Source organism: Nostoc sp. FACHB-280 (genome assembly GCF_014697615.1).
GTDB lineage: Bacteria > Cyanobacteriota > Cyanobacteriia > Cyanobacteriales > Nostocaceae > Nostoc_B.
The window spans coordinates 138,551-151,516 of record NZ_JACJSD010000006.1 but is presented as its reverse complement, the minus strand read 5'-3'; the positions used below and the strand labels follow the sequence as shown (position 1 = coordinate 151,516).

Sequence of the window (12,966 nt, the reverse complement as noted above, 5' to 3'; positions counted from 1 at the left end):
TAATCAACTTTCCAATTAACCAATAACTTGCTCAACACCATTGAGTACAAGCTTCTGTGTTTGTGGCAATAAACGCTTCACACCTTGGTTAACAAAACCTTGGAGAAAAGCCATCTGCTGATTTTGCTGAAATACCTTTTGTAAGGTTTGGCGCAATGTGTCAAGATTTAAAGCATTTCCTGAGTTTAATGCGATTTCTTGCTGCTCAAAATACTCTACGAGACTCAAACCTGCAACTCTGGTGAGATAAGCAGCACTGACACCTTGCACTAAACCACCAGCAACAAAGGTGATGGCGTTACTCTTCAGGACGGTACTTACGGCTTTTGTCGAAATTTCCACTAAACCCAACTTCAGCATCAAACTTCCTATCGTTCCAGCTACAGTTTGTGCCTGTTCTAGAGATAATTTCTGCTGATAGATACTACCTAAATCAACAACCATTTGAGCATTGATGGCGGCAGTTGCCAGTATATCTAAGGCGGGTACTGGGTTAGCAAAGGCTGTAGCCGCAGCTATCCATTGATATTGTTCAATAATGGGAGTAGCGCGATCGCACCTAATTTGATTTAAGCAATTTTTTGCCTCAGCTTTCAGCGCCACAGCTTTTCTCATAGTTGTTGTCCAGACTAGCTTTTGTCCTTGCTGTGCCGAAACTGCGTTTAATTGCTGTGTGAGTTGAGTAATATCTGGTGCTGGTTGTTCCAGCCATTCTTGTACAGAACCATCAGTTTCATGTTTCCGCACCTTGATAGGAACTGGAGATACCGCAGTTGCTACCACATTACCGGGAATTCTTTGTTGTAATGACAGCAACACACTAGCACGCTCATCAGCTAAATACTGGTCTTGTTTGTTAAACACCAGAATTGTAGACTGATTTGCTGCTTTTAATTTTTGTAAGGTTTGGTGTTCTGTTTGAGTTAAGTCACCGTTGACGACAAACAGCACAATATCAGATTTGGCGACTTCTGCTAAAACTGCTGCGTCTGACTTATCAGTTGTTTCCTGAAACAAAGGTGCTGTTTCTTGCAAATGCAATTTTGGCTGTTTTTCTTGCCAAGCACTAGAATTCAACAGTTGAACTAAACTGCTTTTACCTACAGCTTTACTGCCAGTTACAGCCACTTTAATTTCTTGTCTGTCTAACTCCAACGACAGGTAAGTTAATTGTTCTCGCAGTGTATTTAGTGAGGTGTGGTTTTCTGCTTCTTGTGCGAGTTGGTTAATCACTGCTTCGGCTTTGGCGATCGCACTTTCGGCTGTTGCCCGATCTACAGGTGTACAATCTAGTGGTTCTAAACTTGCTTTTGGGCGATTTTGCTGCCATAACCACAAGCCACCACCAACTGCTAGGGTACTCAATAAACCAAATTCACCTAGCTGTACTATAAAATCATCCCAGCTTTGTAGTATCCAAAGGGAAAAGGAAAGTCCTAATCCTCCCACTAAAATAGGTCGTTCTAACTTCACAACCATGATTCTCCGAGCTTTTTGGAAGGTTTTCTTCAGAATAGATCAAAACCTTGCTTTGCGAATCAGACAAGCGAAGGTACACAATTTTCTTTACTTACGGTTGCTTGTAAAATTAAATCCCAAGCATTACGATACGGTGCAGAACGGGGCTTACGTTGTCTTTTTTCAGCTTCCACAAGGTTGATTTCGCTACCATATCCTATGAAGACATCTACCGGGAAGACATAAAACAAATCAAGCTGTTCTACATACACTAACGCAAAATCAAAGTCAGTTGGCTTGTATGTTTCTCGAATCATTAGCCGCCGATTTGTTTTTGTACGACGATTATCGACGACATAATTACCAGAAGACTCGGCTAACCAAGCGTATTTAACTTGGATTTTTATGAAGTTTCCCCCTACATCAAATACTAAATCGTAAGGTAAGCGATCGCCAACTGGTCTTAACACTCCCCAACCACACTTGAGAGCATGAAGCACAGCTGCTTGCTCTGCAATATCACCTTTGAGCTTTGTTTCCATCAACAAACACCTGAAATAAAATAAAACTCTGTAGCTTTTACACCACAGAGTTTTATTTTATTTTTAATTTGGTGGCGGGAAGTGGATTTGAACCACTGACCTTCGGGTTATGCTTACCATCTACAGTTTTCACTGCCTGGATTAACCAGTTTGTGGTCTGGACTGTCCCTTCACCCTCGACTTTTTTACGTTAGGGTGCCTGCCTTCCAGTCTCTACACCTTCTCCATTTCTGAAGCTTGGTTCGGGATTACCGCGCTATTGGCTTCCCCGAGTTTGACAGGTAATCGCACATGAGTTTCTTCATGTACCGCCCACTGTAAGAACAACTGATAAGCGTTTAGTTACTCTTACTCGTTGAGCCCGACGAGCTACCAGGCTGCTCTATCCCGCGTCGCTCTTGACTTTTCTAGTGTAACGCAAAGTCCAGAGTTTGACAACTATAACAGCGATAATTCTCCAACAACTTCTAATCGCCTGTATTTGCCGAAGGTCATAAACCTTTCTGCGAGGGTTTCTGCGGCGCTGGGGCTAATCCAACCCATTTGTTGCAATAAGTGAATAGCGACAGCATATTTAGCGCGTTTTGCCCCATCCATCACTTTGATTGCGAGTCCCATCCCTTCGCCAAGTCTGCCAATACACTGTACACCTTCAGCACCTGCTTTACTGACTACTTCTCCTGCTGCTAAACGCATCAGTTCGGTATCAAACTCGCCATCACCAGCAACCAAGCTAGGGTGATGAATCATCGCCCGGACAATGCGCTCCATATCCAAATTGCTACTTGCGGCTAGTAGGGCATATAAAGATGCCATTTGTCCCAGCTGCATAAGATAAGTTGGTGCGCCGCAGTCATCATGGGCGCTGATAAATTCCTCCGCAGGCATTCGCAGTAACTCGGCAATTTTCGTCAAAATTAACTGCTGTATGGGGTGTTTGCGGTCTAAATAGTTATTTACAGGCCAATGGCGTTGCTGGCAAACAGCTAACATTCCGGCGTGCTTACCAGAGCAATTATATTCCAGGGGACTGCGTTTACCTTCTGGAATCGGGCATTGAAGAGCAGTTGGATCAATATCCGCACGCCAAAGGATGTTAAATACCTGTCTGACTTGCTCTATTGTGCCTTTATGGGAACTAGCAATAATTGCTAAATCGCGATCGCTCAGATCGTAGCGTTCTAGGGTACCGGTTGTGGTGACAGCTAGTGCTTGAAAGGGTTTGAGTGCTGAACGGACAAATGTTGCTGTTTCTGCGTTACCCGCAACGGATAAAACCCGGCCTCTGTCATCACATACAGCAGCTTGGACTACATGGCGTGATTCTATAATGCCTTCCCTGAGTAACCGGACTTCCAGTACTGTGGCTTGAGTTCGTTTTCCCATTGTCATGGGTTAAAATCTATCTCTTTTTATATTTGTCAATGGTCAATCATCAATGGTCAAAAGGCTAATTATAGACTTGATGACTATGGACTTTTGAACGCCAGTGAGCAAGTGGGCATCGCCACCCAACGCACTAGCTCCTCTTGACTGTGGACTATTTAAAACAAATGCCAAACTATAGTACCAATTAGGTACATTCCCGCCAAGCCAGCAAAGGTAAATTGTAACCTTTGCAGAATTGGCTTAATTTCGTAGGTGACAATTAAGCGATCGCGCGCCAAAACCTCTTGGGGTTTAATCCAGGTTTGACCATCATACCAGCCTGACTCTTCATAAAATACAGCCGTGCTGTAGAGGCGATCGCGCACATAACGCCACCCTAAGTACATACGTAATAAAACAAAAATTACTCCCAGACTTGCCCCTGCGGCTCCACACAAGACAAAATGGGCAGCATATTTTTGTGGCGGAAAGCTGGCTGCGGCTACGGGGCCAGAAACCAGCCAAGACAAACCCCAAATCCAAGCAATATTTGTGAGATATTCTCGCCAATTTAAAGTGCAATCACGAAACAGCCAGGAAGTTTTTAATTCTTCGTACTCATTCAGTGGTTGTTGGTCTGTAGGAACCGGACAATTGGACACCGAAGACCTCATCATATTGGCTTACCCCCACCCTCATCGGCGTTTGGAACAGCAATACGTTCGGCATTGACCCAGAACGCTTCTAAATTATAAAACTCTCGTTCCTTGGGCATCATGATGTGAACAATTACATCACCGTAATCTTGTAACACCCAACTGCCTTCCGCTTTGCCTTCTGTGCGTAGAGGGCGACGTTGCCATTCCGTTTCGACTTTATCTTCTATTGCTTGAGCGATCGCCCTGACTTGCACCCTAGAGTAACCAGTCAACATCACAAAATAATCTGCTAGGTAAGATACATCGGCTACTCTCAGTACCAAAATATCTCCTGCTTTGCGATCTGACGCTGCGTCAGCAACAGTTATAGCTAATTGCCCACTCAAATCTTTTATCCCTCCATCTAGGCTTTTGAGTGGACTGTTTTTCTCCGACACAGACTGTAATGGGAGATTTCCTTGGATATAATCAGACATTAAACCTCAGGTGCTTGATCCCTTTTATTTTATAATTACTCACCAACAACAATTGAACAACAACTGTTTTTTTGAATACTAACAAAAAAACACCTGTTAATGCAGTTAGTTCCAAATTAGCTGTTTGGGTTGTAACTAAAAATCAGACTAAATAGCTACAAGCTCTAGTCTGATCACCAATCAAGCAATAAATTTTTACCAAGAATTGTAGCGAATTATCTCCCCATTAAAATCTGAGAATACTCAAGATTCTATCTTGCGGATGAGTAAGTTATGATTCTGCCAAATTTCTTATTGCCCACAGCCAGCACCCAGATTTGATGGTGTGTCATTGGTCATTTGTATTCTAAAAGCACAAGGGACAAATGACTAATGACAGTCTCAACTATGCAATTTGCAGCTTGCAGGCGTATGAACATTAATTACGCACCCAAATTTTTGGGTAAGTCATCATCGACTTTTGACCATAGTCAGCTTGTATGAGTTACACCTCTTGTTTGGAAACAACCTTGGCTTCAATTACTTGATTATCAGAAGTCACTGATTCAAACAAAGCCTCATAGTGATTTAAGGCTTGCTCAAAAGCGTACTGCTCCATCGCATACTGACGGCTGTTATAGCCTAGAGTTTTTACCTTTTCCGGATGTTTGTAAAGTTCTAAAATAGATGCGGCCAAAGCTTGGGCATCTTCTGGTGGAACAATAACCCCACCACCGCTTTGTCTGATGGCTCTGGCTGCGGTACCATTTTCGGGAACGGAGGCGACGATTGCTCGGCCACTAGCCAGCAAAACCTGGATTTTGGATGGCATATTGAAAGAAATCACATTCTTTTTCTGCACAACTAAACCAACATCAGCCGCTGCCAACATTTGTGGTAGTTCTGCACGCGGTTGAAATGGCAGTAACAACACATTATCTGCGCCGCATTCTAAACAATACTGTTGTAATCTTTTTAAACCTTTAGCCTCACCCACAATTACAAAAGCAATGTCGGTGATATCTCGTAGTGCCGCCGCTGCCTGAATGACGGTTTCTAAACCTTGAGTGAGGGCAATGTTGCCCGAATATTGAACGACAAACTTACCGTTGAGATTGTGTGTATTACGGAAGGGATTATTTTCTTTAGGTAAAGGACGAATGAAGTTGACATCAACCCAGTTCGGAATTTGCTCGATTTTCTCTGCTGCTACACCCTTAGATAGCAAATTTTCGACAAACCCATCAGCAATGACGCTAATTTTTGTAGCTGAATGGTAAGCAAATTTTTCTAATGCAGCAAATACTTTGATGAGCAATTTATTTTTCAGTAGTCCAACATGAACAGCTGCTTCTGGTAGGATATCTTGAAGGTTCAATACTACAGGGCAAGCGCGTAACCATCCAAGTAAAGCCGCAGGTACGCATACAGGTAGAGACGGGGACGTGGATAAAATCACATCTGGCCGCCATCCGAATAAAGCAGGTAAAAAACTTGTAACAACAAAACTAGCATCAAGCATTATCCGATCCAACAGATTCGGTTGTGGCCGAATCCAAACATAACTGCGTTGGATTTGAACACCATTTTTGTACTCATTTAGGTAGAATTTGCCCCGATAACCCTCGTAAATTTGGCGTTCAGGATAATTTGGCATAGCGGTGACGACGCGCACTTCATGCCCTCGCTTGGCCAGTCCTTCTGCTAATTCCGTCATCAACGGGGCAATACCAATTGGTTCTGGATAGTAGTTGTAGGAGTAAATTAATATCCGCATAAGAAATCAGTCAGAGTCCCTGGCTTTTTGGATAACAATGATGTTGTGCCGCATTTTGTTGCACCTGATTTCAATTTTCTCTTTAGTCTCTTTTAATGTCAGTGGTTTGTCGTTGAAGATTGAGTAAAATTTGTTCGGAATTGCGTAGAGAATACTTAATAAATTTATTACTGGACTATTTACAGTAATGAGTAAGTATGCACTGAAGAACTCTTACGCTTGTTGCCATCAGCAGATAGTTAAAATATCAAAAATTAATGAACTTATTAGTCATAGTTCATGGCTAAAATTTACCAAGGTTAGGCATTTTGGTTCTCACTCTAAATGAACTCAGAATCTAGTAGTAACCACTCACCTGAGAGGTAGCCGAGTTTTTTACAAGTTAAATAGAATTTCTAATATGAGTAATTTATTGAGATACGTGTAAATACTTGATTTAGAGAGAGGTAATTTAATTACCAAGATTCAGTGGCATTGAATTGGCAATTTTTGCGGTTGAGACTGTCATTAGTCATTACCCACTTATCTTGGTTAAATACCATAAAACTTACGCAAGGAGGAAAAATCAAGGGTTTGAGCAAGGGTGTAAGGGTATAAGGACTTCGCGTGAGTATCAGTCAAACGGTGTATGTATCCAAAACCTTTACACCACATATCTTGAAACACGTCACTAGTTTGTGTGGCACACCGCTATAAAGCCAGAATATTTATAAGAGCCAAGATTAATTGGACTGGCTGGAACCTCGATAAATTCGATCTCTTTGCTCTGGAGAAAGGCGTGGCATCGGGAAGTTTTCAGATGCAGCTATTGTAAATTCCTGAGCTTGTGTGACATCGGCTTGCTGGGAACGAATTGCCACATCACAATTGGGAAATGGATTGAGGATGGCTTCTTCTGTGTCTGACTCTGCAATTTGGCTTTGAGGTAAGACATAAGCGTGTTTATGAGGATCGTATGCTAAAACTTCTCCTGACTCGATGTGATAAACCCACGCATAAATTTTCAGTTGGCCTTGGTAAAGCTTGGAGTGAATGACTGGATATGTCCGTAAATTCTCAATTTGCGTGAGAACGTTTTCCGCAATCATGATTTCTAACAATTCTTCAGACTGGTAATGACTGTAGTGGTCTAAAACTAACCTACGAGTTGCTTCTGCATACTTAAGCCAATCATAAACAAGTGGCAAATCTTCTCTCAGACTTTGTAATTTCATGAGTCCTTTCATCGCGCCGCAATGAGAGTGGCCACAGATAATAATTTGTTGAATTCCTAAAGCTTGAACTGCATATTCAATAGTTGCGCCTTCACCGCCATTAGTTGCGCCATAAGGAGGAATAATATTACCTGCATTGCGGATAACGAATAATTCACCAACCTGGGCTTGGGTAATGAGATTTGGGTCAAGACGTGAATCGGAACAAGTGATAAACAGTACTCTGGGTTTTTGACCATGTGAAAGTTGTTCAAACAATTCTTGGTGCGTTGAAAAATAGCTAGATTTAAATTCACGCAGACCTTTAATTAATTTTTTCATTACCAAGTTCCAGAAATATTTGTAGGTGAGTTACTAGTTAAGATAATTTCAAGCTCAAACTAATGAGCAGGAGTATGAGCAGATTTTTGCCAGCATTAGGAGCATCAGCCATTTAATTGAGGGTAGTGTTACTTCAGCCAAACAGTAGCAGCTTGTGAGCAGAAATAGTTTTTGAGTGTTGAGAAGTCAGAATCAGTAAACAACAACTCCTATATCATAGGTTAATTTGGTGCTGTATTTGCTAAGTAGATAATTGTAGTCAAGACAAGTTGCAAGCCAGATGCTTTTAGATAGATATATGGCAGTATAAATGTCAAAGAAGCTTTGGGAGTGAGCTTTATGAATAGAGGTTAATTTTAGATGATAGCTGAAAGTTGTCAACATTAATTCATCAAGGTGTATGGCGATCGCTATCAATACAACTACTAAAAACACTAAGTAGCTCAGTGTTAAAAATCATCGTTGTGGAAAGGCAGGAGGCAGAAGGCAGAAGGGAAGAGGATAGTAGCCTTGTTTACCTTTCTTAACTTAGTTATGTTTTTTCACGTCGACTTACTTAGCTTTTACAAAGTAATTATGGATTTTTAATGATGTAATATTTATTTTGGGCTGATTTCTCCATTATTCAGATTAATGACTATATACGATGCTGTCTTATCCAAATTTGCTTCTAAAGGAATGACTACTGTATTATCAATATGCTTTGGTTCGCCAAATAAACAGCGACATTGAAACTTTGTGGTCATAATTGGCATAAAACTTATTTTTGTATTTAACTTGCCAAGATAATCACCACATTCTGTGGCAGTATCAGGTGGAAAACAAGTCTGTTCATAAAGGTAAAAAGTTTTGGAGTAGCCTGGATATTGAATTACTTGCTTTAAATTAAAATCGAAAATTCCAGAAAATCCCCAAATATATAGTATTAGGATAAATATTCCACTTGATAATACTAAGTAAAGAGTTAGGAAAATTTTAGTTTTAAATATAGGCAAAGGTTGAGGCTTTTTTAATAATACAATGCCTGATAACAAAGTGAGTAACCAAATTACACAAAAAAATGAACCTTGAGCAGATTGCCAACTGGGAATAAAAGGTGTGTTAATGATGGCGATCGCTAAAAATGGAGCGAACACAACAAATAGTAACAGTAAATTTCGGCGCGTCATGGCTGTAAATGGAATAAGCTGGCTTTTGTAAGTATGACTGCGATCGCCTCCTCGGCTTTAGCTTTATCCTGGTTCTGGATGCTAGAACCTCAATCTACATCTCTATTAGCTAGGGCGGGAAAGTAGGCAATGGTAGTTCTACAATACTTAGTAATTTTACTGACTTACATTGGTTTGGGACTGGGCTATGTACCCGGACTGCGGATGAATCGTGCCACAATTGCCCTTGTAGGTGCGGCATTTTTAATGGCGTTGGGATTACTGGATTTATCTGCGGCGTGGAGTGCTATTGACTACAAGACCCTCGTCTTCTTGTTTGGGATGATGATTATTAGTGCTAACCTGACGGCTTCTGGTTTTTTCCAGTTGGCTGTTGATTACACTATCCGTTATATCCACAGTCCATTGGGGTTATTAATAGTCTTAACTTTTGGTAGTGGCTTGCTCTCAGCACTGTTTCTCAATGATACGATCGCCCTCATCCTCACGCCTCTGGTAGTCGGTATAACTCAATTACTCAGTCTCAACCCTATTCCCTACTTGTTGGCGTTGGCTGGTGCAACTAATCTGGGTTCGGTTGCGACCCTCAGCGGTAATCCGCAAAATATTTTAATTGGTTCTTTTTCGGGGATTAGTTATCTAGACTTTGCCAAGGCTTTGACACCAATCGCTTTTATCAGTTTGGTAATTCAGATAGGTTGGTTATCGTGGTTGTATCCAGAGGTGCGATCGCTACGTCCTTATCTAAAAGTAAAACTACCACGCTATCGCACCTTTAAACCTTTGTTAGCCAAGAGTTTATTTATTACTACTGGATTGTTGATAGCTTTTTTGCTGGGAATTCCGACTGCGGAAGCTACCCTGATTGCGGCTGGATTATTACTCGTCACGCGTCGCATCAAACCAGAGCGCATTTTGCAAGAAGTTGATTGGGATTTGCTATTGATGTTTTGTGGGTTGTTTATCCTGACTGAAGGTGTCCAAAAATTGGGGGCGCTGCAATGGTTTTCCCAGTTTGTTCATACTCCCTGGAGTATTTTGGGAGTCACTGTGTTGTTGTCGAATCTAGTATCGAATGTGCCGGCTGTACTGTTACTACATCATTTAATTCCTCGTCCTGACCAGCAAACGTGGCTACTAGTCGCTGCGGCTTCCACACTGGCTGGAAATTTAACTCTGTTGGGTTCTGTTGCCAATTTGATTGTAGCGGAGGCAGTAGCTAAGAAAGGATATCGGCTGACATTTGGCGAACATTTGCGTTTTGGGCTACCGCTAACTGTTGTGACTCTGGCACTTGCCTATTTTTGGATTATTTAAACGGTAGTAACTTGCTCAAAATATTAGCAGCGATCGCAGTGGACAGTGATGTGTGCCTTTTTTTGCAAATAAGTACGGACTTATTTGGAGATGGTGCAGCAAATTTTGGTCATCTTGCTTGACACATGGGCATCATAAATTATCAATTTTGAATCTGTCACAGATGCCTATGTCTGTCTTCTCGTTCTGGCAATCTTCTGCACCAGCGAAACAACCTACTACTGACTTGTCCTCATCCCGCAGCACAAACTCCAGTAAACCTTCGCGCAGCTTGTTAGCTAAGGTAATTGTGGGTGGTACAACTTTATTCGTAGTTGTTGGTGCGTATTTCAGCTATCAAACCCTGCGAAGCGTCATGCTAGGCAATCTCAAGAATCAAGTGCTGTCAGAGGTGAAACAGAGTGGAGATGAGATTGATCACTGGTTAGAAATTCTCAAAGTGAGAGTTGAGATGTTAGCCAACACTGATGTAGTTCGCTCAGTCAATTGGGAGATCGCTAGTAAATATTTAAAGGCAGAAGACGAACGACTGGAGGATTTTTCCATGTTTGCTTTAACCACACCAGAGGGATGGCGAGAGAGTACAGTCCCTAACAGTAAGGGGGCAAATGTCACAGATAGAAGCTGGTTTCAAAGGTCGATCGCTGGATATGTCTATGTCGGTGATCCCATGATTGCTAGAGCGAATGGTGTGTCATCAGTCCCCATCTCCGTTCCCATCCGCAAAGATGGCAATCCATCGAGTTCCCCTATAGGTGTAGTGCATGGTAATGTTGCGGTCGATCGCATCAAGGATGTTACAGAAAGACTCAAATATGGCAACAATAGCTATGCTTTTACCCTCAACTCCAGCGGACAAGCGATTGTACATCCTAATTCTGATTTTATGACGACGGTTGAAAAGCCGGGGATCAAATTGGTTGATGCTGCCGATCCAGGTTTAGCTGCGATCGCCAAAAAGATGGTCAATCGCCAACAAGGCATTGAATTAGCCAACATCGACAAAACTGTCAAATATGTGGCGTTTCTCCCCCTTAAAGAAGCTAACTGGTCAGTAGCACTGGTCATTCCCCGTGAAAATATTGAATCTCAGCTAAAACTCTTAGATATCATCGCTCTAGCAGTCTTAGCCTTGGCAGGCACATTAATTGGCGTGTTGGTCTATGTCCAATCTGCTGAACAAGCCCAACTCAAACAATCAAAAGCCTTAGCAGATGCTGCCAAAGAAATTGCTGATAGTGCCAACAATGCCAAGAGTGAATTTCTCGCCAACATGAGCCACGAACTCCGCACGCCATTGAATGGGATTCTCGGCTATGCCCAAATTCTCGGACGTTCCAAAGACTTGCCGGAAAAAGAACGTCAGGGAGTCAACATTATTCACCAGTGCGGGACGCATTTGCTGACACTGATTAACGATATTTTGGATCTGTCCAAAATCGAAGCACGAAAACTGGAACTTGCCCCCCAAGCTTTTCACTTGCCGTCTTTTCTGCAAGGTGTGGTGGAAATTTGCCAAATTCGAGCGCAGCAAAAAGGCATTGAGTTTCACTACGAACCTGATGCTGATTTACCCTTGGGTATCACTGCGGATGAAAAACGACTGCGCCAAGTCTTGATTAATTTACTGGGTAACGGTATTAAGTTTACTGATCGCGGTAGTGTTACTCTCCGAGTTCACCGCCTTGGATATGATTCCGATCATGGCACCAAACTGCGCTTTAGCATTGTCGATACTGGTGTGGGGATTGCGTCGGCAGATATCAATAAACTCTTCCAAACCTTTGAACAAGTGGGAGATCAAAAGCGGAAAGTAGAAGGCACGGGACTAGGATTAGCCATTAGCCAACAGCTTGTACAGTTAATGGGTGGACAAATAAAGGTCAAGAGTCAGCTTGATGTAGGTAGTGAGTTTTCTTTTGAGATTGTTCTGCCCTTAGCCAGGGATTGGAGTCAACAGCAGACTACATCGGTAGGTAAAATTATTGGCTACGAAGGCCGACAACAGCATATTTTAGTGGTAGACGATCGCTGGGAAAATCGCGCCGTCTTAATGAATCTGCTAACGCCTCTAGGATTCATGATCACCGAAGCCGAAAATGGACAAGCTGCCTTAGACAAACTCCAGCAAAATCTCCCCGATATCGTCATTACTGATTTATTAATGCCTGTGATGGATGGTTTTGAATTGCTGCGGCAGATTCGGGAAAATGAACAACTGCGATTGCTCAAAGTGCTTGTCTCTTCTGCCTCCGTCGCTCAAATCGATCAACAAATGAGTATTGATGCTGGTGGTGATGATTTCCTCTCCAAACCTGTGCAAGTCAATGATTTGTTTCGACTGCTGGAAAAACATCTCAAACTCACCTGGAAAACTCAAGATACCTTCGATCAATCAGCAAATGAGCAGCAACCAAAAGAACTATTACCACCACCTCCAGAGAATCTCCAGGCTTGGTTAGAACTGGTACAGGAAGGGCGATTGAAGAAGCTGATCACAACAGCAGAACAACTGGAACAACAAAATCAGCAATACCAACCTTTCACCCAGAAGATTATTCGACTGGCAAAACAGTTCCAAAGTGAACAACTGGAAAAATTCATTCAGCAGTATCTTGCTTAAAAACATGATGGTTGCTGTGCTGCCACTTTTAAGCAACTACTAGCACAGTACTGAGGATGAACC

10 protein-coding genes are annotated in these 12,966 nt (G+C 42.2%); 2 read left to right on the top strand and 8 right to left on the bottom strand.

Going from position 1 to position 12,966, the window contains the following annotated elements; all coding sequences use genetic code 11:
* Positions 1–15: 15 nt before the first annotated feature.
* From H6G75_RS06565 to H6G75_RS06530, 8 genes are all read right to left on the bottom strand, one after another.
* Positions 16–1,479, bottom strand: a complete 1,464-nt coding sequence (locus H6G75_RS06565) for a YcjF family protein (RefSeq protein WP_190979146.1) — start codon at positions 1,477–1,479, stop codon at positions 16–18.
* A 59-nt stretch (positions 1,480–1,538) separates the two neighbouring features.
* Positions 1,539–2,000, bottom strand: coding sequence for a group I intron-associated PD-(D/E)XK endonuclease (locus H6G75_RS06560; protein ID WP_190979145.1), 462 nt, complete (start codon positions 1,998–2,000; stop codon positions 1,539–1,541).
* A 438-nt stretch (positions 2,001–2,438) separates the two neighbouring features.
* A complete protein-coding gene (locus H6G75_RS06555; protein WP_190979144.1) occupies positions 2,439–3,392 on the bottom strand; it encodes an asparaginase in 954 nt (317 codons plus the stop codon).
* 152 nt (positions 3,393–3,544) lie between these two features.
* Positions 3,545–4,045, bottom strand: coding sequence for a CGLD27 family protein (locus H6G75_RS06550; RefSeq protein ID WP_190979143.1), 501 nt, complete (start codon positions 4,043–4,045; stop codon positions 3,545–3,547).
* The gene (gene rsfS, locus H6G75_RS06545) at positions 4,042–4,503 is read right to left on the bottom strand and encodes a ribosome silencing factor (protein ID WP_190588378.1); all 462 of its coding nucleotides are present in this window, start codon (positions 4,501–4,503) and stop codon (positions 4,042–4,044) included. The genes H6G75_RS06550 and rsfS overlap by 4 nt, the downstream gene beginning before the upstream one ends.
* 484 nt (positions 4,504–4,987) lie before the next feature.
* On the bottom strand, positions 4,988–6,259 hold the full coding sequence (locus tag H6G75_RS06540) for a glycosyltransferase family 4 protein (RefSeq protein ID WP_190979142.1): 1,272 nt from the start codon (positions 6,257–6,259) through the stop codon (positions 4,988–4,990).
* 722 nt (positions 6,260–6,981) lie between these two features.
* A complete protein-coding gene (locus tag H6G75_RS06535) occupies positions 6,982–7,794 on the bottom strand; it encodes a carbonic anhydrase (protein ID WP_190979141.1) in 813 nt (270 codons plus the stop codon).
* Positions 7,795–8,393: 599 nt separating this feature from the next.
* On the bottom strand, positions 8,394–8,963 hold the full coding sequence (locus H6G75_RS06530; protein ID WP_190979140.1) for a hypothetical protein: 570 nt from the start codon (positions 8,961–8,963) through the stop codon (positions 8,394–8,396).
* Positions 8,964–9,092: 129 nt separating this feature from the next.
* Here H6G75_RS06530 and H6G75_RS06525 point away from each other — a divergent pair, with 129 nt between their 5' ends.
* Together H6G75_RS06525 and H6G75_RS06520 are read left to right on the top strand one after the other, a co-directional pair.
* On the top strand, positions 9,093–10,280 hold the full coding sequence (locus H6G75_RS06525) for an anion transporter (RefSeq protein WP_190979139.1): 1,188 nt from the start codon (positions 9,093–9,095) through the stop codon (positions 10,278–10,280).
* Positions 10,281–10,449: 169 nt separating this feature from the next.
* A complete protein-coding gene (locus H6G75_RS06520; protein WP_397331538.1) occupies positions 10,450–12,903 on the top strand; it encodes an ATP-binding protein in 2,454 nt (817 codons plus the stop codon).
* Positions 12,904–12,966: the final 63 nt, after the last annotated feature.